Source organism: Paracoccus sp. 22332 (assembly GCF_052045125.1).
GTDB classification, from domain to species: Bacteria; Pseudomonadota; Alphaproteobacteria; order Rhodobacterales; family Rhodobacteraceae; genus Paracoccus; species Paracoccus haematequi_A.
In genome coordinates, this window is the sequence record NZ_JBQEOI010000002.1 from 122,619 (window position 1) to 143,644 (window position 21,026).

A 21,026-nucleotide genomic window follows, 5' to 3' on the forward strand; every position below is an offset into this window, starting at 1 on the left:
CGCTTCTATGAGGCGCGGGCCGACCGCGCCCTTTCTCTGCACCATAGGTTGGCAGCAAGGGCGGAAAAATTTTTCCGCAAGATCAGGGGTCAGGCATGACCACCCTCCACCCTGATCCCGTCATCTGGTTCGCCGGGTTAGGCTTCCGCCCCGCCGTCTGGACGCCCCCGCACCGCGCCGATGGCGTTGACCCGGATCGCCTCGTTCCCGCCCCTGACGCGGATGTGGCCTATCTGGCGAAATGGGAAGCCCCCGCAGACACCCTCGGCCACGGCTTCGGCTTCGTCCTGTGGCCCGCCACCCCCGCGCAACCGACGACAGCGGAACTGGCTGGCCCGATTGCAGGCACCAGCTTCACCGCTGGACCGCTCATCCCCGGCCCCTGGCATCCCCCGGTGGACTATCCCTGCCAGTGCGTCACGCATCCCCTCGTCAATCCGCCGCTGCCTGAACCCGTGCCGCTGCCTGCCTCTGCCGGTCTGCTGCTGGTGGCTGTCGTGGGGCTTTTCATCCTCAAATCTCGCAAAGGAATATCCAATGCCTATGGGAGTTGAAGCCGTTCGTTCGGCCTTGATCGCTGGTGACTGCATCATGGTCACGCAGATCGCAGAACCCGAAAGCAAGGCAGGCACATACTACGCCCTGCGCCAGTCCGGAAAGACCGTGACAAAGAGCGCCTTTGCCAAGCTGCGCCCCGATCTGGTCCCCGTCGATCCCGGATTGTTCGCAGATGCGCCGCAAGCCTTCGCCATCATTCGGAGGAAGTCATGAAGAACAAGCTGGGCGATCTGAACGACCACCTGTTCGCGGCCCTTGAGCGCCTGAACGACGAAAGCCTGACCTCCGAACAGATCGACACCGAGGCCAAGCGGGCCGGGGCGATTGTCGGAGTGGCTGACAAGATCATCGGCAACGCTGGCCTGCAACTGTCTGCCGCAAAGTTGTGGGCAGAACATGGCAACATGATCATGCCGATGCTGCCCAAGATCGGGAACGGCGAGGCATGAAGGGCCACAGCGTCCCCTATCTGCCGCAGGAACTGGCTTGGATTGAAGCCCACAAGGAACTGCCGCGCGCCGAGGCTCACGCCCTGTTCTGCGCTTATTGGGGTCGTGACGATGTGTCGCTCACCTGCTTCAACGCCCTCTGCAAGCGCAAGGGCTGGATGACAGGCCGCACGGGCTGCTTCACCAAGGGCCTAACGCCGCACAACAAGGGCAAGCCCATGCCTGCCGAGGTCAAGGAGAAGTGCATCGGCACCGCGTTCAAATCGGGTCATGTGCCGCACAATTACCGAGGCCCCGGCAGCGAGTTCATGTGCCCGAAGGATGGCTACGTCTACGTCATCATCGCTGACGACAAAGCGCGCACCAAGACCAAGACCCGCCGCGTCTTGAAGCACAAGCACCTGTGGGAGCAGACGAACGGTCCGGTCCCGGCGGGCCATGCCCTCAAGTGCATGAACGACGACAAGACCGACTGCCGCCCCGAGAACTGGCAGGCTGTGCCGCGCGCCTGTCTGCCGCGCCTCGCAGGCGGAAACCGCTACCGCAAGGTGCTGCCGTTCGACGGTGCCCCGGCTGAACTGAAGCCATCCATCCTGGCCGTTGCCCGGCTGGAACATGCGGCCCGTGAAGCGCGGAGGCGCGCATGACCCCCTCCATCCATCATGTCCCTGTGCTGACCTTCCGCCAGGACTTCCCGCCACACGGGCGCATTGTCGCCCTGCTGTCCGAAATCGAGGCAGGCGTGATCTTCCCCGGCCAGCCCTACCGCTGGCGGCTGCTGCTGGACCGGCACGGATCCGAAAAGACCGCCCGCACCGAACTGGCGGCAAAGACCGCTCTGAACGACGCCCTGCGCGACTGGCTGCGCCGGGCGGGGCTGGATCAGGCGCGGGAGGTGGCGGGATGAATATTCTGGGTATCGACCCTGGCCGCAATGGCGCACTCGCCATTCTCGACACGGACTCCTTGCAGGTCGTCACCCACGACATGCCTGTCGATATCCCTGGCCTGCATGACCTGATCGCAGGCCTACCGGAAATCCGCGTGTGCTGCCTGGAACAGATCCACGCTGGGCCGCAGATGGCCCGCCGCACCATTGGGGTCATGTTCGAAGGGTTCGGCGTTCTGAAAGGCGCTCTGTCCTGGCGGTCCATCCCGGTTCAGACCGTGCGTCCATCCGTATGGAAGGCGGCGCTGAACATTCCGGCAGACAAGACCGCCTCCCGCCGACGCGCCTCCGAATTCTTCCCCGACTGCGCCGATCAGTGGGTGCGGGCGCGCGACGACGGGAGGGCGGAAGCGGCGATGCTCGCCTGGTATGGCCTGCAATTCATCAAAGGAAAACAGGTCGCATGAACGGCTTTGAAAAGTTCGGCATAGATCACTTGTCGGCGTCGTCCATCAATCTCTGGACCAATGCGCCGGATGTGTGGGTCGCCAAATACCTGCACGGCAAGTCCACGCCCTTCGGACCTGCGCCGCTGCGCGGTCTGGCCGTTGAAGCCGCTGTCGTCGCAGCCCTCATGGGCGAGAGCGACGAAGCGTCTCTCAACAAGGCCTTCACCATGTTCGACCGGCGTTGGCTGATCGGCACGGAAGAAAGCACGAAGGAGCGCGATCTGATCCAGCCGATGTTCCACATCGCCATGGAGCAGCTTCGTCCCTACGGCGCGCCGGAATTCAGCGAAGGCACGGATCAGGAAAAGATCACGATCAACGCCAACTTCGGTGACTGGTCCATCCCCATCTGGGGCTTCCTTGATCTGGTATTTCCGCAGCACGGCCTGGTCGTCGACCTGAAAACCACGACGCGCGTGCCCTCGGTTATGTCGCAGGATCATCAGCTCCAACGTGCGATCTACCACCGTTCGAAGGGCAACCACACGGTCAAGTTTCTCTACGTCTCCGCAAGGAAAGCCGAATGGCTGGAGGACGGGGATCCGGCAGTCGTCCTGGCGCAGGCCAAGGTTCAGATTGCCCGCATGGAGGCATTCCTCCGCGCCTGTGCCGACAAGCATGTCGCGGCAGAGATCGTGCCGTGCAATCCAAGCAGCTTTTACTGGCGCGGCGCTGAGCCGCTCCGATCCGAAATCTTCGGTCTCTGACCGGCGATCCGCGCCGGGCGGTCCCCGGCTTCCAAGCCCCCATCGGGCAAGTTCGACAAAGGCAATTGCAATGTTCGATATCGACACGGGTAGCAATGGCGCAAATGGGCCATTCCTTCAGTGGTCCGCGCGCGGCACCCAGGATGGCGCCATCCCCGCCAAATCCTTCTATGTCCGCGACGGCAGTGAAAAAACGGTTCTGCCATCCATCGCGGAAGGCGGCATCGTCCTCGATCTGGATAGCCTCAAGACCGGCTGGCAAAAGTCTGACGGCATCTCCGGCGTAGCCCCGGAATGGAAGTGGAACCCCACGGTTTCGCAGTTCCAGGCTTCGCCGGGCGAAGACTACAAGAAAGGCCTCTCCATCCGCTGCGCCATCGGTGGCGGCAAGTCGGCAACCTGGGAGCAGGCGGGCGCGGCGGCGTGGAACGCCTTCGTCGCCCTGGTGCCCGCCCTGCAGCAGCGACCCGACGGCAAGCTTCCTCTGGTCAAACTGACCGGCACGAAGCTGCAGCAGTTCAAGCGCGGCAGCACGGTCGAGCCGGTTCTTGAGGTGGTCAAGTGGGTGGATCGCCCGGACTGCCTCAAGGAAGGCGCGGCGGCTGGCATCGCGACCGAACCTGTCCAGCAGCAGGCACAGCCCGTCCAGCAGCAGGTTCAAGCCGCAGCCCAAACGGCAGCCCCCGCCGACGCCGAATTCTAAGGCGTCCTCTCGGCTGGCCCATCCCGGCCAGCCGCCTTCCGAGTAAATGACCTGCAGGAGCCGCGATGGTGCCCGAAGCTGAACTTAAAGCAGACAAGCAAGCCATCGCGGCCTTCCTGGCGGAGGTCGTGAGCGGCTGGGATGAATTGCCCGAACCGGCCGTTGTCGAACTCCGCTGCTTGTTCCCTGAAAAGACCCCGAACATTTGCCGGTTCAACCCGACGCCGACCGGCCTGCAGGACTTGGCAGACCACGCCGTCGAAATGAACAAGTATGGCCTGAACTGCTACATCGTCGTGAACCCCGTCCGCGCCGGAACGCGCAACAGGTCTGCGACCGACGCAGACATTATCGCCTCGCATTATTTCTGGGCTGACGGCGACGACGAGGAAGCGGCCAATTCGATCCGCAACTTCGCCGGTCCCCGCTGGACCATGGCCGTCACCACCGGACGCATCCCGTCGCCCCGCCCGCACATCTACTGGCGCACCGACGAATGGGTGTTCAACCTTGCGGCCTGGACCGGGATCCAGAAAGCTATTGCCGCACGCCTGTCCACGGACCCCACGGTCGTGAACCCCTCGCGCATCATGCGCCTGCCAGGCACGATCAACTGGCCGACCGACAAGAAGGCGGCGAAAGGCAGGGTGGCCGAACTTACGACCCTGCGCACCGATTACGAGGACGACCGCGATCCGGTCAGTTTCGAGCAGATGCTGCGCGCCTTCGGTTCCGGCCCTTCGCTGGCCCAGCAGGCGCAATCCGCTGCAGGGCTAGCCATCGACACCGGGCCGCAGGCCATGGATCGCGAGGCTGCCCGGATCAAGGCGCTGAGTGGGGAGCAGTGGCACGCGGAAGTGGTTCGGCTGGTCGCATCCTATGTTTCGCGCGGCCTGCGTGACGACGAAATCCACGCGCTGACTGATCCCCTGACACTTCCCGGCTATACCGTCGATCAGACCCGGCGGGAGGTCCAGACTGCCATTGACGGCGCGCGCCGGAAGGGGTGGGCGCCGCAGGATGAGCAGTTCCGGGAGATGACGCCAGAGGAAAAAGAAGCCGTCCCGGCCCTGATGTTCAAGCCGTGGGGGCATCGTGACCTGACGGCCATCCCACATCCGGTCTTTGTCTACTCGGATTTCTATGCGCGCGGTTACACCTCCGTAACCCTGGCGCCGCCCAAGGTCGGGAAGTCCATGCTGGGCTTGGCCGAGGCATTGGACATGGCAAGCGGTCGCGGCTTCCTGACAGGCGCGCCGCGCGAGAAGCTGCGCGTGGTCTATTACAACGCCGAAGATGACCAGAGCGTCATAGACAGCCGCGTGGCGGCGCTGCTGACCGCCTACGGCATACCGCAGGAAGAAATCGCAGAGACGCTGTTTCCTGTGTCCGGCGTCGAGCGTGACGACTTCTTCATGGTGTCCGGGCAAGAAGGCGTCATCAATGAGACGCTGTTCGTCGGCCTGGAGAAGTTCATCCGCGAACAGCACGCCGATGTGCTGATCTTCGACCCGCTGCAGGATTTGTCGCGCAGCCCCGAAACGAACGAGGTGTTCCGCCTCTTGGGACAGCGCCTGCGCCGCATGGCGAACGCGACTGGCGTGGCTCTCGGACTGATCCACCACACGCGGAAGATTGCCCCAGGCTCCACACCTACCATTGACGATGGGCGCGGTGGTAGCGCCTTGCGCGGCACAGCCCGGTTCAACCGCCTGCTGATCGGCATGAGCGAAGATGAAGGCGTCAAGGCAGGCGTCCAGAACCACCGCCACTACATGCGGATCGGCGACATGGAAAGCAATCTGGCACCGCCATCTGCTGACGTGAACCGCTGGTTCGAGAAGGTATCCGTCCTGACGCCAAACGGCCATGAAGTGGGCGCGATCAAGCCTTGGCAATGGCCCGACGCCTTCATGGGGCTGCGTCGTGAAGATGCTGCAGCCGTGCGGTCTGCCATTGCCGCTTGTGATCCTGCGCCGCGTGAAAGTGCGAAATCGAAAGACTGGGCGGGCTACGTCGTGGCCGATGTTCTCGGCTTGGATGGCGATGACAAGGCGGACAAAGCCAGGATCATGAGCCTCCTTAAAGAGTGGATCAAATCAGGCGTTCTTGGCTTGGAAACAGTCCGCGATAACCGCGCGGGCCGCGACGTGAAGGTGGTCGTCGCGGGAGATAACAGCCCCATGTCGGAGGTCAACCAATGATCCCGTTTCCACAGTCCACCACAGTCATCCACGGTCACGCCACGCCACTGTGGAACCACCCTTCCACCACCACCACCACACCCTCCTATAGGGGTGTGGGGGTGTGGTGGTGGTGGTTTTCCCAAGCGGTGGTGGCCGCTTCCACACCACACTTTTTTCCACACTCGGGAGGTGCCGAATGAGTTTTGCAAGACGCCCCCGCCGCCAGCGCAAGGCTGACCGGCTGCTGACCCCCGACGCCTCCACTCTCGAAATCAGGTGCGACATGGCACTGGCCCCTTTGGATTACGCGATGACCGCTGCCGAACAGAAATGGGGGATCGACCGTCTGCCCGAACTGGTCAGCGTCGAGACTGCCGAAAAGTGGGGCAGCGCCATGGCGAAGCTGAATGCAGCCCTAGCCGAGAACAACCCGGACGAGGTGAAGGCTAGGGCGGGGGTCTGCATTCGTGGTCTGGCCGCTCTGGAAGCCGAGGCCATGGCAGCCGGGCATCAGCCGAAGTCGCCCGAGGTCTGGGAATACGAATACGAGGGCCGCGTCTTTTCGATCATCAGGGACGGACGCGACCACACCGCCATGGGCGACCTCAAGGGCCGTCGCGTCTACACCATGCGCGAAGTCGCCATCGCCCTGAACGCTCTCGATCAGGGGATGCTCAAGGCCGTCAAGGACGCCTTCGAGCAAGCCGAAATCAAATCCATCACCAAGGCCGCGCATGACCCGGTGCCGGTCCACGACGACGACATTCCTTTCTAGGAGCATGTGATGAACCGCTCAAACATTCCCGACACTGCCCGCGAATGCATGACCTTGACAGCCCCCAATCACCTGCGCGGCAAGATGACCAACGCGCGGCTTGAACTCAAACAGGCGCGCGACGAATGGATTCGGGAACACCACCAGCTTGGCTATCGCGCTAAAGAAATTGCCGATGCCCTCTGCCTGAGAGCAGAAATTGTTCAGGCCCGCCTTCGCCTGTTGGGTTGCGGCAGGAAGATCGTCCATAGCGTCGGCAGCCTACAGCACAACAGCATCGTTGTCGGCAACGCCTACAAGGCCATCGGGGCAATGTCACCGTGCGCCCGTGCCGCCCTCGCCGACGCAGCAGCACGAAAGGGCAAGCCGATGGTGCAGGCCATGGCGGATTTCTGGGCACAGCATCACGGAGCGCAGGGATGAAGGTGCTGGACCTGTTCAGCGGCATCGGCGGCTTCTCGGTCGGATTGGAACGAGCTGGCTTCGAAACAGCCGCCTTGTGCGAAATCGAGGATTTCCCCCGCCGCATTCTCAAGAAGCAATTCCCAGAGGTTCATCTGTATGACGATGTTCGACTTGTCACTGCCGACCAGCTCCGCGCCGATGGGATTGGCCCTATCCACGCCATTGCCGGCGGCTTCCCCTGTCAGGACGCCAGCGTTGCCAACACCAGCGGCAAAGGTCGCGAAGGCATCAACGGCGCCAGAACAGGTCTCTGGTCAGAAGTTGCCCGACTGGCCGCTTCACTACGACCAGAAGTCATCGTGCTGGAGAACGTGCCAGGTCTCCTTAGTGCCGGGTTTGGACGAGTTCTCGGGGACTTGGCCGAAATCGGGTATGATGCGGAATGGCGTGTCATTCCAGCACTCAGCGCCGGACTTCCCCACCGCCGCGAAAGGCTCTGGATTGCTGCCTACCCCTGCGGCTCGGGACTTTCGCGACTTGTCGGCGGGAAAAGCATTCTTGAGTCAGCGGAAGCGGCACTCCCCCAGCTTGGCGACGAAGCTGCTGGATCGTGGCGTTCACTGGACGCACGTCTCGGAAGCCTACGAGGTCGCGATGGGGTTCGCGTCGGGATGGACCGACCCCGACTGAAGGCCTGCGGCAACGCGATCGTGCCAGTCATCGCTGAAGCGATCGGGCGCGCGATCATGGAACGGCACATCATGGAGGCCGCATGACCGAAGCAACCCCAACCCGGCGCACCAACCGCCAACGCGACAGCCGCAAGCAAGAACGCCGCCAGGAGCGACACACCGACAACGCAGCCCTCCGCGACCAAGTGAGAGCATTGGGCGGCGGAGATCTGGATCACTGGGACGAGGAACAGGGCGATGATTGACGACAACACCATTCTGCGCCGCGCCGCGCTGCCCTATCGTGTGGCAATGCTTGAAACGGCGGCAGACCTCACCAGCGGCGACCGTAACAAGGCTTATGGCGAACCAGCCTCTAACCATCAGCACATAGCTGACATCTTCTTCGCAATCACCGGGATCAAGCTGACTTCGCGCGACGTGGCCTTGATGCACGTGGCGACGAAGCTGGCCCGCTTGGCGAAGAACAAGGGCCACCAAGACAGCTACGTCGATGCGATGGCTTACCTCGGCATCGCCTACGAGTGCGGCCTTGCGGGTGCTTCTCGGGACACCGACAGCGAGAGAGGGCAGACCGATGAGTGACCGCGAGGAGTGGGGGCCGTGGGTTCAACATGACGGCAAGGGATGCCCTTGTTTCGGCATGATGGTGAAGGTCGCGCTATTTGATGGGACGGTGCTTGTGTGTCGTGTTGGGTCGGTCAGAACTCGCGAGGAACTCAACACCTCCCCATTTTCCGGCTGGGTATGGCACATTCCTGAGCCTGCGCGAGTGAGGGCATACCGCATCAGGCGCCCCCGCGCCCTCCAGCAACTCCGCGAAATGATCGAAACCCTGCCCGCCCCGGAAAGGGAGGATGCGTGATGCGTGTTCGTTCAATTCAGTGGAAGCCCACTCCTGGCATGTTCGCCAGCCGTCACAAGATGGGCGCCATGCTGCGACTGATCCAAGCAGGCGCTGACATCAGCAAATGCAATCTCAGCTCCGACTGGTGGGAAGTCGAGTGGCCCGCCCCACGGCAGAAGGAGGACGCCCATGTCTAATGCACTGCAACGGCTGATCGACGCGGTCGGGGAAGAGCGCAAGGTGACAATCCCGACGCCCCACCCGCAGGCCAAGAGAAACCGGCCCGACGACACCGCGCGTATCATGGGTTACGTCGAGGGATATGTTGTCCTGCGGCACAAAGGGGCATCGCCATTCATCGTGAGCAAGCGCGATGTTCTGATCCATCTCCGCGCTTACCAACAGGTGCAGCAATGACCCCCGCCGAACAACTGGCCGAAGCCATCCTGTCCGCTGCTGGATCATCCCTGCGCCATTACACCCCGCAGAGCCGCATCGCCATCATAGCAGCGGCAGAGGCGCAGATCGCGGCCCTGCGGCCCACAGGCGGTCTGACCGCGCATCTGGACGATCAGCGCCACGGCATCGGAGGGAGAGGGGAATGATAGAGGCCATCCGAGGCAAGGGTGTAAATCGTGCCAGGGTTGTCTGCGATGTATGCGGTCGCGATGACACCGTGCCGTGCGGTTACGTTCGCACGTCGCCCCACTCATCCGAGCCGAACAGGGGGCAAATCATCAAGAAGCTGGAATCGCATGGATGGTCAGAGGTGAAGGGAGATTTGCGCTGCCCTGCCTGCGAGGCAAAGCGGAAGGTTGAGGCGTCAGCACAAAGGGAGGATGCGCCTATGGCGGTCAAGGACGAGGTTCGGAAGCCCACGCCGAAGCAGAAGCGCGAAATCATCGGGATCCTCGAAATGGTCTACGACGACGAACGCAAGCGGTTCAAGGACGGCGAGAGCGACAAGACGGTGGCCGATGCGATTGGCGATGGAGTGCTGTGGGGCTGGGTGGCCGAGGTCAGGGAAGAACTGTTCGGCCCCGACAGCCGCAATCAGGAATTGGACGCCATCCAGAAGGAAGCGAAGCGATTGGGCGAGTCTATCGCCGCCGTGAAGTCGGAAACCGCCAAAATGATCGCAGGCTGCGAAGCGAAGATCAATGAACTGAACGCTCGTCTGGAAAAGGTGATGGCATGACTAAGGCTCGCACCGAGGCCCAGAAGCGCCGGGATCGGAAGGCCCGCATGGAAGCGGCGGGACTGCCCGGTCTGGCGCCAATCCCGCGCCGCGCCGATCAGGGCAAGGCCCGAATGGAACAGATCAAGGCCGAGGCCTTCGAGCGGGACGCTGATGTGCCTGCGCTTGAGGCGCGTTGCCGCCAGATGGGGATCCCTGTAATCGTCGTGCCAGAGAAGCCCAGCGACCCCGACGAGGACACCAGAGAAGCCCGGAAGGCCCGCCATCAGGCAAGGCTCGCCCGATCTGCTCAACTGCGCGATATGCGGGCGGTATGGTTGGGCTGTTCGGCTGGCAGGGCGATTGCGTCGGTCGCGCGTGACGAAGGGACACGGAAGAACCTCTGGGACGCGGCCCAACACATGCGCAGGACTGTTCTCGCCTATGACCGTGCCTTGGGGGCACCGAACCGTCATGCTACCTGCTTGCGGATCATGCTTCCCACGGAAACCTTGCAAGCCGACGCAACGACGCCTGCAACTGATCCCCGGACAGACGAGGAAAGGTATCATCAGGCTGTCAATGCGTGGATGGCGATGCACGGATGGCTTGGCCATGTCGATGCCCGAGCCGCGTCTATAGCTCTGCGAACGGTCGTTGAGGATCAGCCTTGCCGTGATCCTGCTGCTTTGGTGCGCGCGCTTCATTGTGTGGCCGATGGCATTGCAGGCCGCAAGGTTCAGTATAGAGGCGCTTGACTTCGCAGGTGAATGCCGTAGTATTCTGCAAAGCGCGGCTCTGTGAGAACGGGGCCGCTTTTGATTCCGGGCTTTGGCGGATCATGTTTCCCAAGTTGGGCCACGACTTCGGGCACGCGATATGCGGCATGATCCACCTGAGTGCGGCGGGTATCGCAACCCGTAAGGGAGACCCAGCGGCCACAACCTGCGAACGGCAAGCTGGCTAGACGGATCGAGGACCGGCATAGCGTCGGACGCCAGGAACAGCCCGTAAGGCGACGACTGGCCCGTTTGGCTGATCCGCGCTCACCTCGTCAGCGGCTCTGTCCTCGGGCATCCGCATTAAGCCCAGGTCCGCCTGGCCGGTGGGTTGATCGCCACCGCACGACATTTGCCGCTGTAGCTCATCTGGTAGAGCAGTCGCCTTGTAAGCGAACGGCGCGGGGTTCAAGTCCTCGCAGCGGCACCAGTTTTCCCGCCCTGGGCGCGACTGGCCCAAAAGGCAGAGCCTTAGGCGGTGTGTCCCAGCAGGGCGCTGTCTCCGAGCCGAGTTCCACAGTCAGCCCTTGGGCAAGGCACCATCCATTGGCGGTAAGTCATCCAGGTGATGGCGCCCGGCTGTTAACCGGGATCGAGGCTGGTTCGAGTCCAGCACCGCCAGCCACATCCACCCGCCGGGTATATCCCGCTGCGGATAGCCCCGCCCGCATTACGCAGGCGGGGTTTGACATCAGCGATAGCTGCGAAGGTCGGCGGTCAGGTCTGCTGGGGGTGTTTGCAAACCGTCTTTATTGGTGTCGGGAAGGCTTCTCCAGACCTCCATCAGATGGCCGTGACTGCTGATCCAAGCTTTAGCTGCGTGATCGAACTCTTCTCTTGTGGGCCAGTGGGAGACATGGACATCCTTCTGGTTTCCAAACTGCCGTCCTCGTGGTTCCAAGTTTATATGGAAATTCCAACCCAGAAAATCCCGGATGTGGTACTGGGCACCGGAGGACATCTTGTTCAATTCGCTTATAAAGCGCTGCAACTCAGTTTTCCGAGATTGATACTCTCGGAAAGCTTGCTGGTAAGTCGCTACGTCGCTCATTGGCTCTCCTCAAACGAAATCGTTTTCTCACAGCAAACGAAACTGCATATGGGCTAAGAGTTCAATGCCGATCCTTTCCTATTCTCTCCGCACCCACGGCGAAGGCCACCTGCGCTTCTCCAACGGCATTGAGCAACTGGGCAGCACAGAGACGATGCACCGTAAGGTCTATCGCCGCGCCCTGAACAAGGTGGGCGACAAGGCCTATACCCGCGTCATCCGTGCTGTCGGAAAGCAGATGGGCCTCAAGCGGGGGCAGATCATCAAATACGGCGGAGTGGGGAAGGTCCGCGCCAACTTCACGCGGCAAGACTACCAGATCGTCAGCCGAGGCACGGAAGTCCCGCTGCGCGAGTTTGCCGCCAAACAGTTCAGCTATGGTGTCAGGGCCAAGCCCTGGGGCAAGGCAACCCGCTTCACCGGCATGTTCATCCACGCAGGCCGGTGGAACAGCGGCAAGCCCGTCGCCCAAGGCCATGTGTTCCAGCGCGTCACGTCCAGTTCGCTGCCCATCGAGAAGCAGTTCGGGCCGAGCGTCCCCGAAGAGATCGTCAAGAACGAGAGTTCCGACGCCTTCCATGCGGTGGCGGATGAACTCCCGGATCGCATTGCACACGAGATCACGCAGGTGACGCGAGGTGTGGTGGCCTGACCAGGAATGCAGGGCGAAGGCCCGAGTTATCAACAGGGTCAGGCGAGTGTGGCAAAAAGGCAACGTTGGTGCAGAATGCAACACACCCCCCCCCGGTTCAGGGACCGTATCTCTACCCTGAGGCAGGGTCGGTGGCGGGCCAGCCCGAAATATGTCTAGTTTCTGAAATTCCGAAAGGCAGTTGGCATTGACCCAGGGGCAGGACAACCGGCTGGTTAATCAGCGCCAACTCGCTGAAATCTTTGGAGTTACCCGCGAGACGATCCGGAAATGGGCGGATTTGGGGATGCCAACGCGCGGCGGTGATCGTCGGGCGCGGACCTATCTGCCCTCCGAGGTGATCCGTTGGCGTGAAGAACGGGCCGAACGGGCCGCGCTTGATTCTGTTGCGATCACGGACATTGAGGAAGCCAAGCGGCGCAAGCTGGCGGCGGAAGCAGCCCTTGCGGAACTCGAACTGGCGAAGGCCCGTGACGAGGTTGCGGAAATCGAACTGATAGGTGCCGAGGTCGGCAAGGCCTTCGCGCGCTGCCGGGCGCGCTTGCTGGGGATCGGCGCCGCTGTTGTGCCGAGATTGCAGTTGGCAGTGGATGGCGTGGAGATGAAGCGCATCGTGGATGACGAGGTGCATCTGGCGCTCGGGGAATTGAGCAATGGGGCACTTGAACTCGCGTCCGGTGCAGACGAAGCGGATCAGGAGGACGATCTACCGGCAGATGGCGGCGATGTTGGCGCCGCCTCCGGTCCAGACGCTGAGTGAATGGGCTGACGAAAACCGGGTTTTGAGTTCGGAATCCTCCGCCGAGCAGGGGAAATGGCGCACATCAAGGACCGAATACCTTCGCGGCATCATGGATGCGTTGGCTGATCCGGCCGTTCAGGTCGTGTCGGTGATGAAACCGGCCCAGGTGGGATGGACGGAGGTCATCAATAACGCAGTCGGCTACTACATCGACCGGGATCCTTCTTCGATCCTGACTATCCAGCCGACTGTGAAGATGGCGGAGAACTGGTCGAAGAAGCGTCTCACGCCGATGCTGCGGGACACGCCTGTGCTGCGGGGTAAGATTAAGGACGCGAAGTCGCGTGACAGCGACAACACCATCTTGGAGAAAGGCTTTCCTGGCGGCTACCTCGCCATCGTTGGGGCGAATACGCCGAACGACCTAGCATCGCGTCCGGTGCGGATCGTCCTGGCCGATGAGGTGGACAAGTATCCGCCGAGCGCTGGGGACTTCGGTGATCCGATATCGCTGGCGTTATCGCGGCAGAACACGTTCTGGAACCGCAAGACGCTGATCGGTTCGACGCCGGGGCACGGGCAATCTTCGACTGTCTTGGCTTGGTATAAACAAGGGGACCAGCGGAAATTCCACGTTCCTTGCCCGCACTGCGACACCGAGCAGGTGATGCGCTGGGAAAGGATTGTCTGGGACAAGGACGAGACAGGGCACAAGCCGGAAACGGCCCGCTATCTTTGCGATGACTGTGGCTGCCTCTGGACCGATGCCGAACGGATGCGCGCCGTCGAGCAGGGCAGGTGGATTGCCACGGCGCCCTTCAACGGGATCGCCAGCTTTCACATCACCATCGGCCTGTCGCCGTGGGTGAGTATGGAGCAGATCGTCAGGAAGTTTCTCGCGGCTAAGGACTTCGCGCCTCGGCTGCGGCAATGGGTCAACGAGGTCAAGGGTGATCCCTGGGAGGAGCGGGGCGAAGCTTCCTCGCCCGACGAACTGGCAGCACGCGCCGAAGCCTACGACGACCAGAGCCTGCCCGAGGCGGTGCGGTTCATCACGGCAGGGGTCGATACACAGGACGACCGGCTTGAATATTCGCTGATCGGTTGGGGCGATGGAGAGGAAGCCTGGGTCATTCGGCATGAGGTGCTGACCGGCGATCCCGGTAAGCTGGCTGTCTGGTCCGAACTGGACGCGGCCTTGAAGGACACGGTTTGCGTTACGGAAGATGGTCGAAGCCTGCGGGTGCGGTCGGCCTGCGTGGATAGTGGCGGGCATTTCGGGTCGATGGTGCTTTCCTTCGCCCGAGCGCGGACCAGCCGCAAGATTTATGCCACCAAGGGTATCGGGAACGACCATCGCGGGTCCAAGCCCATCTGGGGTAAGGCGATGCTACGGACGAAAAACGCCGGAGATCGCCTCTGGGCGGTCGGGGTGGACACAGCCAAGGACGGTTTGCAGGCCCGGCTGCGGATCGTGCCTGGGGAAGAACGGACACCGAAGGCTGTCCACTTCCCGATGACGGGCTTGTCGGCTGACTATTTCCAGCAACTGACCTCGGAAATGGTGGTCACGGAATTGACCCGAGAGGGCCGGTTGCAGCGGAAATGGAAGATGAAGCCGGGCCACAAGCGCAACGAGGCGCTGGACTGCTTCATCCTGGCCGAGGCGGCGATGCTGTCTCTGCCGACGCGCCTGATGCGCACCAGTTATACGGGCGTGCCGGTGGCTGACCCCGATCCTGATGTCGCGGACGACGATCCGCAGAACGATCCGATACCGCCGGTCCCGGTGGTGAAGCAGAAACGCAACCGTCAGAGATGGGGGGGCTACAGTTGACGACCAAGACCCCCGCGACCCGCAAGTCTCGCGTCAAGAAGCCTGCCGCCCGCATGGAATACATGGGCCACGACCGCGTTGGCATCATCAACATGCGCCGGGCGGTGACGCGGGATGTGAAGCACGACGTTCTGCGGGCTGCGGATCGGGCTTTCGCCCTGGCGTTCGACTTCATGCAGAACAGTGGCTGGATTTCCGGGGCTGCGGATCAGATCATCGCCGACATGATCGGCACGGAGTTGAAGCTGAACGCCCGCCCCGATCTGGCCCGGCTTGGCTATGACGATGCCGAACGGGCTGCTTGGTGCCGTCTGGTGGAGAATGAATGGCGCCGCTGGTCCTGGACGCCGCGCGAATGCGACATCGAGGGCCGGGCTACGGTGCAAGAGATGCTGGACGGCGCGGCTCGGTATTACCTTGCCGGTGGCGAAGCCATTTCGGTGCTGGACTACATGCCCGCGTCGATGCGGCAGCGGTATGGCGCCAGGTCTGGGGTGAAGGCCCGGCTGGTCAGTCCGCACCGGCTGTCCCGCTATACCTCGCTGGTCGAGGGCTGGGACCAGGGCATCTACAACGACGAAAACGGGCGTCCCACGCATTATCGGTTCCGTGTCTGCGAAGCAGGGATTGAGCGGGATCTTGACCTGCCGGTGATGGCGGGGGCGATCCAAAGGATCATCCACACGATGGACCGGGGCACGACCCCGAACAGCCCGCGCGGCATTTCCCCGATGACCCCGGCCTTCAAGGTCATCGCACAGTCGGACCAACTGGCCGATGCGACACTGACCACGGCGCTTCTGCAAACGGCATTCGCGGCCACGATCACCAGTCCGGAACCGTCCGATGGCGCTTTTCAGGCGCTGCAAGCCGTGGCCGAACTCGATGGGGATGAAGCCTTTGAAGGTGCGCAGGAACTGGCGTCGGACCTTATGGCCGTCTGGCAGCAGCGGATCGAGAGCCTGAAATCCAAGCGCCTGTCGATTGGTGGGGACGCCAGCCAGGTCAACCACCTCGGGCCGGGCGAGAAGCTGGAACTGCACACTGCCAATGCGGGTGGGCCGCAGTATGAGGCATTTCAGCGCAATCTGCTGCGGGAAGTCGCCCGCTGCCTGGGGGTGACGGTCGAGAGCCTGACCATGGATCATTCCTCGGCCAGCTATTCATCGACCCGTATGGCGGTTGCTTCGGTCTGGCCGACGATCATCCGCCGCCGGGAACGGATCGTGGCCCCCATCGCGCAGGGCATCTACGAGGCGTGGCTGGATGAGGCCATCGCAGAGGGCCGGATCCCGTTCAAGGGCGGATACAGAGCCTTCGCGTCCAACCGGGATCTGGTCATTGACGCGGAATGGCGCGGTCCCCCGCGACCGAGCGCTGATCCTTACAAGGATGCGCTTGCGGAAAAGGTCCGGCTGGAAACAGGCAGCATGACGATCCAGGAAATCTGGGCAGAACGCGGCCTCGATTGGGAAGAAGGTCTGGACCAGATCGCCCGAGAACATGCCCGGTTTGAGGATATGGGTGTCAAATCCCCGTTCGGTCGCACCACGGGCGGCGGGGCGGGGCCGCTTGGATCGGCGGCGGAAGGCACAAGGGAGCAATCCAATGCCGGATGAAACCGCCTGCGCCCGGCTGGCGCGGCTGAGGAAGGTCCGCGAGGAACTGATCACCGGCAAGGCGGTCAGCGAAGTGGCCTTTGGTGAGGACCGCGTTCGCTACACCCGCGCCGACATGACTGCACTGGACCGTGAAATCGCGGCTGCCGAGGTGCTGTGTCAGCAAGAACAGGGTTTGCCGCAGACGCGCACCCGCTACGCCATTGGCGTGCGCGTCCGGCCCTACTGATACGAGGAAAAGCGATGGCTTGCATTCTGGACGGCTCGAAGCTCACGCTTTCGGGCTATGTCGGTGATCTTTATGAGGGCATCGACCACTTCTCCTATCCTGATGTCGTCCTTGCCTTGGCCCAAGTTGACGATGCATCCGGCCTGACCGTCCATCTTTTGTCGGACGGAGGCTATGCGTCCGAGGGCGCTGCGATCTACGCCCTTCTGGTGAGCCGCTCTGGTCGGACTGATGTCGTCGTGGAAGGAATTGCGGCATCTGCTGCGTCTCTGATCGCCATGGCGGGTGAAACCGTCAGCATGGCCGAAGGAAGCGTCATGATGATCCACGATCCTATGGGGTTCACCCAAGGAAACAGCGCGGATCATGCCAAGCAGATTGAAAGCTTGGAGGCCTTGGCCACCGCCTATGCCCGCATATACGCCGCCAAGTCCGGCAAGTCTGTTGAGGACTGCCGGGAAGTCATGAAAGCAGAGCGGTGGTATACTGCGGAGGAAGCGATTGCCGAGGGCTTCGCCGACAGTGCCGTGGAGCGTCTCTCCGCGCCGATCACCGCCTTCATGAACATCCAGCATTACGCCCACGCGCCGAAAACGCTGCGCGCGCAGGCCCGCAATTGGCTCAAGGCCAATCCACAGGCGGCACAGTCCGCCGCCCCCGGTCAAAAGGAGATCACCATGACCGACAAGACCAAGGCGGACGGCAAGCCCGCCGAACAGATCGACGTGGCAAAGGCGCAGGCCGATGCCGTCAAAGCCGACCGTGAGCGCCGCGCAGCGATCATGGCCCTGCCTGAGCGGGAAGGGCGCGATGCGCTGGCAGAATACATCTGCCAAAGCACCGACCTGACCCCTGAGGAGGCAAAGCTGATGCTGGCCGCAGCCCCGGCGCCGGATGCCCCCAAACCCGAAGCTGCCGCGCTGGCGACTGCGGGTCTGGGCGGGAAGCCCGAAGCGAAGACCCCGCTCAGCAAGACGGCGCTTTCGGATGCCGTCACCAAGTTCAACAGCAAGCGCCGCTAAGGAGGGCCTGACATGGCTGTTTTTGAGCAAAGCCGGGCCACTACGGCCCACTACATCGTGTCGGAAGCGGCCAATATCTATCGGTCGCGCGAACAAGTCATCATTGCCAGCGGCTCCGGTGTTCTGAAGGCGGGCGCAGTTCTTGGCAAGGTGACGGCATCGGGCAAGTATGCTCCTCTCGATCCTGCCGCCAGCAACGGCGCGCAGACCGCCGCTGCCATCTTGTTCGAGGGCTGCGATGCGACTTCCGAGGATGTCCGCCGCACCATCACCGCGCGCGACACCGAAGTTCATGCAGATGTCCTGAATTGGAAAGAAGGCGTGACCGACAACCAGAAAACCACTGCCATGGGCCAGCTCGCAGAGCGCGGCATCATCGGTCGCTAAAAGGAGCAAGCCAATGGCACTCGTAACTGATGTCTTCAACGCGAATGCGTGGGGAATGGTCGATTTTCAGGAGGAAGTTGTCGAGCGGATCGATCACCGGCCCGATCTTCTGGGGCGCCTGAACCTTTTCGAGCCGATCTATTCGCGCTCGAAGTATATCGCCATTGCGGATCGCAACCGCACCCTGACGCTGATTCCGACCTCGGAAACCGGCGCCCCCCCGGAAGAACTCATCCCGCAGGGCGCGAAGGTTCGGGTTTTCCCGGCTAACCGCCTCGCAAAGGGTTCGACCATCTATGCCGCCGAACTTGCCAGCACCGCGGCGCTGCCGTTTGATGTGCAGACCCGCGATGTGACGCAGGAAGTCACCGAGCGCACGGGTCAGATCCTGAACGACATGGAACTGACCTGGGAGCACATGCGCTTTGGCGCTGTGCAGGGTAAGGTTCTGGACGCGGATGGATCGGTCCTGGTGGACTGGTATCAGGAATGGGGCATCTCCCAGCCTGCGGAGATCAACTTCGCTCTGAGCACGGCCACCACGGACATTCGCAAGAAGTGCCGTGATGTGAAGCGCGCCATGATGGATGCCGCCAAGGGCATCTGGACCCCCAGCACCCGCGTTGCCGCTCTGACCGGCGACACGTTCTTCGATGATTTGGTGAACCACCCGCAGATCAAAGAAACCAAGCTGGGCACCGAAGGCGCGGCGATGCTGGAGGATATCGAAGGGTATTCGTCCATCGAAACCGAAGGCATCACCTTCATCAACTATCGCGGCACTGATGACAAATCGACCATCGCTGTCGGCACCGATAAGGCGCAGTTCTTCCCGGTCGGCGCGCGCGGCGCGTTCAAGGTCGGCTGGGCGCCTGCCGATGAGTTCAAGCCCTATTTGGGCCAACGTGGGCGGGAATATGTCGGTATGGTGCTGGCCGATCCGTCCGGTCGTGACGCATGGGACCGCGTGGAGCTTTACAGCTACCCGCTGTTCATTGCGACTCGCCCCGAGATGCTGCTGCGTGCACGAGGGCGTTGATCATGGGCGAGCGCGTAACCGAAAGCGGCTTCTACAACGGCAAGTTCGTGAAGTCGGGGCAGGGCAAGCCTGAGGTCGAAGGTAAGCCAGAAGCGAAGGCATCCGACGACAAGCACAAGGCGAAAGCCAAGGACTAAGGATCCCGACATGGCGACGTTCCAGCAAATTCAGGCGGATGCGATCCGTGCTGTCGATGCCGTCATGTCGGAAACCCTGCGACATTTCCCCCTTGCCGCAGGGAAAGCCGATGCGACCCGCACGCAATCCGATATTCGGGGCGTGCTGCGGGTCGGACGGAACAAGGAAGTCAGCGTCACGGGCGGGGCGGCGGCGAGCTGGTCTCAGCGGATCGCGGCAGGGAAAGCTGAATTGCACCTTGACCGCACTGGCCTGCCGGACGTGCGCAAGGGCGACAAGCTGCGCGCCACGGAACGTCCTGGATCACCTTGGTTCGAGGTCTTGAGCATGACGGAAAGCGCCCACGGGCGCCTGGTCTTGGATCTGGGAGCCGCTTGATGTCCCTTTGCCGTCTCGCCCTGCGCCATTGCGCTGTCAAAGCCTTGGCTGGGCAGACCATCGTCGGCGCCAACGTGGCTGACAGCGACTTCGGCGCGCTGGACCTGACCCCTGACGGCCAGCTTTTGACTGATCGGGACCGGCCTTTCGTGCTGGTCTATACCGACGAAAGCCGGACCACTGATACCGATCTGCGCAGCCTGCGCCAGAATGGCGAACTGGATTTCGTGATTGAATATGGCGTGGCCTCGGCCATGACCGAGATCGACCCTGAAACCGGCGAGTCTGTCATTGCCGGGGTGAACATCCCTGCGACGGACGCCAATTTCGAGGTTGCGCTAGACTTGATGGACCGTCAGGTGATGGCGATCCTGTCTGGCGCCGATGGCTGGGCTGAACTGTGGCGCGGTCTGATCCACGCCGTGACCAAGATCGAGCGCCGCCGCCGGGCATCGGCCGATGAAGGCCTGCGCATCGCGGCAAGGCAGACCCGCATCACCGTCAGCGCACTACCGGACCCCGCTCCGGGGCAGGCGCTGGCCCAAGGGTCAATCTGGGCGCGGTTCCTGGCTGCTGTGGATGGTGATCCGGTGGAGGACGTGGTGCGCGGGATGCTTGGCACGGCGCAGCCTGAGTGGAAATCCATTGTCGCCGGGCGCGGCATGACCGCTGGCGAAGCAAAGGCCCTTGGCTTTCCGCAGAACGCCACCATCCAAGGATACGGCATTGGCTGATCTGCCGCGCATCCTGTCTGACGTGTTCCGGCGGCTGTCCGATCTGGAACGCCGCTCGCGGGGGCAGGGGATGGAGGGGCGGGTATCGGACGCCGATCCAGCCAAGGGGCTTTACCGCGTCGAACTGGCGGATGGGTTCAAGACAGGCTGGATACCGGTCAGAAGCGCATCATCCGGCGCCCTGAAAATCCAAGCCGAGCCGACCGTGGGCCAGATGGTCATGGTCCGTTCGGAAAGTGGTGACCTGACGGACGCAGCCATCGAAGGCTCCGGCTTTGCGGGGGATCGTCCCCACGACAAGAACGGTGAACTGTTTGCCTCTCTTGGCGCGGCCAGCTTTCTGATGACCGAGGACAGTATCGTTCTGGTTGTTGGCGGATCGTCCCTGACCATCACGGCGGGCGGCATCGCCATCAGCGGCCCGGCAGTTACCCATGACGGCAAGAACATCGGCAAGACCCATACCCATGGCGGGGTGGACCGAGGCAACGGCAACACCGACGCGCCCAACTGAAAGGCACC

Annotated in this window: 31 protein-coding genes and 2 tRNA genes; 32 read left to right on the plus strand and 1 reads right to left on the minus strand. The window is 62.4% G+C overall.

Annotation, left to right across the window (positions count from 1 at the left end; all coding sequences use genetic code 11):
- Nucleotides 1-95: 95 nt before the first annotated feature.
- From ACTJI6_RS02625 to ACTJI6_RS02720, 20 genes are all read left to right on the plus strand, one after another.
- A complete protein-coding gene (locus tag ACTJI6_RS02625) occupies nucleotides 96-554 on the plus strand; it encodes a hypothetical protein (RefSeq protein ID WP_440797572.1) in 459 nt (152 codons plus the stop codon).
- Nucleotides 538-771, plus strand: coding sequence for a hypothetical protein (locus ACTJI6_RS02630; RefSeq protein WP_440797574.1), 234 nt, complete (start codon nucleotides 538-540; stop codon nucleotides 769-771). The genes ACTJI6_RS02625 and ACTJI6_RS02630 overlap by 17 nt, the downstream gene beginning before the upstream one ends.
- Nucleotides 768-1,007: a hypothetical protein gene (locus ACTJI6_RS02635; RefSeq protein ID WP_440797576.1), complete on the plus strand. Its 240-nt coding sequence runs from the start codon at nucleotides 768-770 to the stop codon at nucleotides 1,005-1,007. Before ACTJI6_RS02630 ends, ACTJI6_RS02635 begins: the two co-directional genes overlap by 4 nt.
- On the plus strand, nucleotides 1,004-1,654 hold the full coding sequence (locus ACTJI6_RS02640) for an HNH endonuclease signature motif containing protein (protein ID WP_440797578.1): 651 nt from the start codon (nucleotides 1,004-1,006) through the stop codon (nucleotides 1,652-1,654). Before ACTJI6_RS02635 ends, ACTJI6_RS02640 begins: the two co-directional genes overlap by 4 nt.
- On the plus strand, nucleotides 1,651-1,914 hold the full coding sequence (locus tag ACTJI6_RS02645; protein ID WP_440797580.1) for a hypothetical protein: 264 nt from the start codon (nucleotides 1,651-1,653) through the stop codon (nucleotides 1,912-1,914). The genes ACTJI6_RS02640 and ACTJI6_RS02645 overlap by 4 nt, the downstream gene beginning before the upstream one ends.
- The gene (locus ACTJI6_RS02650) at nucleotides 1,911-2,363 is read left to right on the plus strand and encodes a hypothetical protein (RefSeq protein ID WP_440797582.1); all 453 of its coding nucleotides are present in this window, start codon (nucleotides 1,911-1,913) and stop codon (nucleotides 2,361-2,363) included. Before ACTJI6_RS02645 ends, ACTJI6_RS02650 begins: the two co-directional genes overlap by 4 nt.
- Entirely contained in the window at nucleotides 2,360-3,112 is a 753-nt protein-coding gene (locus ACTJI6_RS02655; protein WP_440797584.1) for a hypothetical protein, read from the plus strand. Before ACTJI6_RS02650 ends, ACTJI6_RS02655 begins: the two co-directional genes overlap by 4 nt.
- Before the next feature lie 70 nt (nucleotides 3,113-3,182).
- Nucleotides 3,183-3,815, plus strand: a complete 633-nt coding sequence (locus ACTJI6_RS02660) for a hypothetical protein (RefSeq protein WP_440797586.1) — start codon at nucleotides 3,183-3,185, stop codon at nucleotides 3,813-3,815.
- A gap of 65 nt (nucleotides 3,816-3,880) precedes the next feature.
- Entirely contained in the window at nucleotides 3,881-6,019 is a 2,139-nt protein-coding gene (locus ACTJI6_RS02665; protein WP_440797587.1) for an AAA family ATPase, read from the plus strand.
- 178 nt (nucleotides 6,020-6,197) lie between these two features.
- Entirely contained in the window at nucleotides 6,198-6,776 is a 579-nt protein-coding gene (locus ACTJI6_RS02670) for a hypothetical protein (RefSeq protein WP_440797589.1), read from the plus strand.
- Nucleotides 6,777-6,785: 9 nt separating this feature from the next.
- Complete coding sequence (locus ACTJI6_RS02675) at nucleotides 6,786-7,199, plus strand: hypothetical protein (RefSeq protein WP_440797591.1); 414 nt, start codon at nucleotides 6,786-6,788, stop codon at nucleotides 7,197-7,199.
- Nucleotides 7,196-7,957, plus strand: coding sequence for a DNA cytosine methyltransferase (locus ACTJI6_RS02680; protein ID WP_440797593.1), 762 nt, complete (start codon nucleotides 7,196-7,198; stop codon nucleotides 7,955-7,957). The genes ACTJI6_RS02675 and ACTJI6_RS02680 overlap by 4 nt, the downstream gene beginning before the upstream one ends.
- Nucleotides 7,954-8,118, plus strand: a complete 165-nt coding sequence (locus ACTJI6_RS02685) for a hypothetical protein (RefSeq protein WP_440797595.1) — start codon at nucleotides 7,954-7,956, stop codon at nucleotides 8,116-8,118. Before ACTJI6_RS02680 ends, ACTJI6_RS02685 begins: the two co-directional genes overlap by 4 nt.
- Nucleotides 8,111-8,458 carry a DUF6378 domain-containing protein gene (locus ACTJI6_RS02690; RefSeq protein WP_440797597.1) on the plus strand — a complete coding sequence of 116 codons (348 nt, stop codon included), beginning with the start codon at nucleotides 8,111-8,113 and terminating at the stop codon, nucleotides 8,456-8,458. Before ACTJI6_RS02685 ends, ACTJI6_RS02690 begins: the two co-directional genes overlap by 8 nt.
- 451 nt (nucleotides 8,459-8,909) lie before the next feature.
- A complete protein-coding gene (locus ACTJI6_RS02695) occupies nucleotides 8,910-9,137 on the plus strand; it encodes a hypothetical protein (protein ID WP_440797599.1) in 228 nt (75 codons plus the stop codon).
- Nucleotides 9,134-9,325, plus strand: a complete 192-nt coding sequence (locus ACTJI6_RS02700) for a hypothetical protein (RefSeq protein ID WP_440797602.1) — start codon at nucleotides 9,134-9,136, stop codon at nucleotides 9,323-9,325. Before ACTJI6_RS02695 ends, ACTJI6_RS02700 begins: the two co-directional genes overlap by 4 nt.
- A gap of 242 nt (nucleotides 9,326-9,567) precedes the next feature.
- Nucleotides 9,568-9,918, plus strand: coding sequence for a hypothetical protein (locus ACTJI6_RS02705; protein ID WP_440797604.1), 351 nt, complete (start codon nucleotides 9,568-9,570; stop codon nucleotides 9,916-9,918).
- A complete protein-coding gene (locus ACTJI6_RS02710) occupies nucleotides 9,915-10,655 on the plus strand; it encodes a hypothetical protein (RefSeq protein ID WP_440797606.1) in 741 nt (246 codons plus the stop codon). The genes ACTJI6_RS02705 and ACTJI6_RS02710 overlap by 4 nt, the downstream gene beginning before the upstream one ends.
- Before the next feature lie 375 nt (nucleotides 10,656-11,030).
- A tRNA-Thr gene (locus ACTJI6_RS02715) sits at nucleotides 11,031-11,106 on the plus strand.
- A gap of 117 nt (nucleotides 11,107-11,223) precedes the next feature.
- A tRNA-Asn gene (locus ACTJI6_RS02720) sits at nucleotides 11,224-11,301 on the plus strand.
- 66 nt (nucleotides 11,302-11,367) lie between these two features.
- Here the strand turns inward: ACTJI6_RS02720 and ACTJI6_RS02725 are convergent.
- Nucleotides 11,368-11,727, minus strand: a complete 360-nt coding sequence (locus ACTJI6_RS02725) for a hypothetical protein (protein WP_440797608.1) — start codon at nucleotides 11,725-11,727, stop codon at nucleotides 11,368-11,370.
- Nucleotides 11,728-11,791: 64 nt separating this feature from the next.
- Here ACTJI6_RS02725 and ACTJI6_RS02730 point away from each other — a divergent pair, with 64 nt between their 5' ends.
- From ACTJI6_RS02730 to ACTJI6_RS02785, 12 genes are all read left to right on the plus strand, one after another.
- Nucleotides 11,792-12,379 (plus strand): hypothetical protein, encoded by a 588-nt coding sequence (locus ACTJI6_RS02730; protein ID WP_440797610.1) that lies wholly within the window; start codon nucleotides 11,792-11,794, stop codon nucleotides 12,377-12,379.
- Nucleotides 12,380-12,566: 187 nt separating this feature from the next.
- Complete coding sequence (locus tag ACTJI6_RS02735; RefSeq protein ID WP_440797612.1) at nucleotides 12,567-13,139, plus strand: hypothetical protein; 573 nt, start codon at nucleotides 12,567-12,569, stop codon at nucleotides 13,137-13,139.
- On the plus strand, nucleotides 13,096-14,958 hold the full coding sequence (locus ACTJI6_RS02740; RefSeq protein ID WP_440797614.1) for a phage terminase large subunit family protein: 1,863 nt from the start codon (nucleotides 13,096-13,098) through the stop codon (nucleotides 14,956-14,958). Before ACTJI6_RS02735 ends, ACTJI6_RS02740 begins: the two co-directional genes overlap by 44 nt.
- Nucleotides 14,955-16,577 carry a phage portal protein gene (locus ACTJI6_RS02745; protein WP_440797616.1) on the plus strand — a complete coding sequence of 541 codons (1,623 nt, stop codon included), beginning with the start codon at nucleotides 14,955-14,957 and terminating at the stop codon, nucleotides 16,575-16,577. Before ACTJI6_RS02740 ends, ACTJI6_RS02745 begins: the two co-directional genes overlap by 4 nt.
- The gene (gene gpW / locus ACTJI6_RS02750) at nucleotides 16,567-16,806 is read left to right on the plus strand and encodes a gpW family head-tail joining protein (RefSeq protein WP_440797618.1); all 240 of its coding nucleotides are present in this window, start codon (nucleotides 16,567-16,569) and stop codon (nucleotides 16,804-16,806) included. The genes ACTJI6_RS02745 and gpW overlap by 11 nt, the downstream gene beginning before the upstream one ends.
- Before the next feature lie 14 nt (nucleotides 16,807-16,820).
- The gene (locus tag ACTJI6_RS02755) at nucleotides 16,821-17,828 is read left to right on the plus strand and encodes a head maturation protease, ClpP-related (protein ID WP_440797620.1); all 1,008 of its coding nucleotides are present in this window, start codon (nucleotides 16,821-16,823) and stop codon (nucleotides 17,826-17,828) included.
- 12 nt (nucleotides 17,829-17,840) lie between these two features.
- Nucleotides 17,841-18,215, plus strand: coding sequence for a head decoration protein (locus tag ACTJI6_RS02760; protein WP_440797622.1), 375 nt, complete (start codon nucleotides 17,841-17,843; stop codon nucleotides 18,213-18,215).
- A gap of 13 nt (nucleotides 18,216-18,228) precedes the next feature.
- Complete coding sequence (locus ACTJI6_RS02765; RefSeq protein WP_440797624.1) at nucleotides 18,229-19,254, plus strand: major capsid protein; 1,026 nt, start codon at nucleotides 18,229-18,231, stop codon at nucleotides 19,252-19,254.
- Between the two features lie 2 nt (nucleotides 19,255-19,256).
- Nucleotides 19,257-19,391, plus strand: coding sequence for a hypothetical protein (locus ACTJI6_RS02770; protein ID WP_440797626.1), 135 nt, complete (start codon nucleotides 19,257-19,259; stop codon nucleotides 19,389-19,391).
- 10 nt (nucleotides 19,392-19,401) lie between these two features.
- Complete coding sequence (locus ACTJI6_RS02775; RefSeq protein ID WP_440797628.1) at nucleotides 19,402-19,770, plus strand: hypothetical protein; 369 nt, start codon at nucleotides 19,402-19,404, stop codon at nucleotides 19,768-19,770.
- A complete protein-coding gene (locus ACTJI6_RS02780; RefSeq protein ID WP_440797630.1) occupies nucleotides 19,770-20,504 on the plus strand; it encodes a hypothetical protein in 735 nt (244 codons plus the stop codon). Before ACTJI6_RS02775 ends, ACTJI6_RS02780 begins: the two co-directional genes overlap by 1 nt.
- Nucleotides 20,497-21,018, plus strand: a complete 522-nt coding sequence (locus ACTJI6_RS02785; RefSeq protein WP_440797632.1) for a phage baseplate assembly protein V — start codon at nucleotides 20,497-20,499, stop codon at nucleotides 21,016-21,018. The genes ACTJI6_RS02780 and ACTJI6_RS02785 overlap by 8 nt, the downstream gene beginning before the upstream one ends.
- The last annotated feature ends 8 nt before the right edge of the window (nucleotides 21,019-21,026 follow it).

Coding starts and splice junctions, on each gene's coding strand:
- gpW (WP_440797618.1), top strand. CDS start 16,567: ATGCCGGATGAAACCGCCTGCGCCCGGCTGGCGCGGCTGAGGAAGGTC.
- ACTJI6_RS02625 (WP_440797572.1), top strand. CDS start 96: ATGACCACCCTCCACCCTGATCCCGTCATCTGGTTCGCCGGGTTAGGC.
- ACTJI6_RS02655 (WP_440797584.1), top strand. CDS start 2,360: ATGAACGGCTTTGAAAAGTTCGGCATAGATCACTTGTCGGCGTCGTCC.
- ACTJI6_RS02770 (WP_440797626.1), top strand. CDS start 19,257: ATGGGCGAGCGCGTAACCGAAAGCGGCTTCTACAACGGCAAGTTCGTG.
- ACTJI6_RS02725 (WP_440797608.1), bottom strand. CDS start 11,727: ATGAGCGACGTAGCGACTTACCAGCAAGCTTTCCGAGAGTATCAATCT.
- ACTJI6_RS02730 (WP_440797610.1), top strand. CDS start 11,792: ATGCCGATCCTTTCCTATTCTCTCCGCACCCACGGCGAAGGCCACCTG.
- ACTJI6_RS02710 (WP_440797606.1), top strand. CDS start 9,915: ATGACTAAGGCTCGCACCGAGGCCCAGAAGCGCCGGGATCGGAAGGCC.
- ACTJI6_RS02740 (WP_440797614.1), top strand. CDS start 13,096: ATGGCGGCGATGTTGGCGCCGCCTCCGGTCCAGACGCTGAGTGAATGG.
- ACTJI6_RS02660 (WP_440797586.1), top strand. CDS start 3,183: ATGTTCGATATCGACACGGGTAGCAATGGCGCAAATGGGCCATTCCTT.
- ACTJI6_RS02650 (WP_440797582.1), top strand. CDS start 1,911: ATGAATATTCTGGGTATCGACCCTGGCCGCAATGGCGCACTCGCCATT.
- ACTJI6_RS02695 (WP_440797599.1), top strand. CDS start 8,910: ATGTCTAATGCACTGCAACGGCTGATCGACGCGGTCGGGGAAGAGCGC.
- ACTJI6_RS02760 (WP_440797622.1), top strand. CDS start 17,841: ATGGCTGTTTTTGAGCAAAGCCGGGCCACTACGGCCCACTACATCGTG.
- ACTJI6_RS02675 (WP_440797591.1), top strand. CDS start 6,786: ATGAACCGCTCAAACATTCCCGACACTGCCCGCGAATGCATGACCTTG.
- ACTJI6_RS02705 (WP_440797604.1), top strand. CDS start 9,568: ATGGCGGTCAAGGACGAGGTTCGGAAGCCCACGCCGAAGCAGAAGCGC.
- ACTJI6_RS02780 (WP_440797630.1), top strand. CDS start 19,770: ATGTCCCTTTGCCGTCTCGCCCTGCGCCATTGCGCTGTCAAAGCCTTG.
- ACTJI6_RS02680 (WP_440797593.1), top strand. CDS start 7,196: ATGAAGGTGCTGGACCTGTTCAGCGGCATCGGCGGCTTCTCGGTCGGA.
- ACTJI6_RS02685 (WP_440797595.1), top strand. CDS start 7,954: ATGACCGAAGCAACCCCAACCCGGCGCACCAACCGCCAACGCGACAGC.
- ACTJI6_RS02635 (WP_440797576.1), top strand. CDS start 768: ATGAAGAACAAGCTGGGCGATCTGAACGACCACCTGTTCGCGGCCCTT.
- ACTJI6_RS02665 (WP_440797587.1), top strand. CDS start 3,881: ATGGTGCCCGAAGCTGAACTTAAAGCAGACAAGCAAGCCATCGCGGCC.
- ACTJI6_RS02700 (WP_440797602.1), top strand. CDS start 9,134: ATGACCCCCGCCGAACAACTGGCCGAAGCCATCCTGTCCGCTGCTGGA.
- ACTJI6_RS02645 (WP_440797580.1), top strand. CDS start 1,651: ATGACCCCCTCCATCCATCATGTCCCTGTGCTGACCTTCCGCCAGGAC.
- ACTJI6_RS02755 (WP_440797620.1), top strand. CDS start 16,821: ATGGCTTGCATTCTGGACGGCTCGAAGCTCACGCTTTCGGGCTATGTC.
- ACTJI6_RS02775 (WP_440797628.1), top strand. CDS start 19,402: ATGGCGACGTTCCAGCAAATTCAGGCGGATGCGATCCGTGCTGTCGAT.
- ACTJI6_RS02630 (WP_440797574.1), top strand. CDS start 538: ATGCCTATGGGAGTTGAAGCCGTTCGTTCGGCCTTGATCGCTGGTGAC.
- ACTJI6_RS02670 (WP_440797589.1), top strand. CDS start 6,198: ATGAGTTTTGCAAGACGCCCCCGCCGCCAGCGCAAGGCTGACCGGCTG.
- ACTJI6_RS02690 (WP_440797597.1), top strand. CDS start 8,111: ATGATTGACGACAACACCATTCTGCGCCGCGCCGCGCTGCCCTATCGT.
- ACTJI6_RS02765 (WP_440797624.1), top strand. CDS start 18,229: ATGGCACTCGTAACTGATGTCTTCAACGCGAATGCGTGGGGAATGGTC.
- ACTJI6_RS02640 (WP_440797578.1), top strand. CDS start 1,004: ATGAAGGGCCACAGCGTCCCCTATCTGCCGCAGGAACTGGCTTGGATT.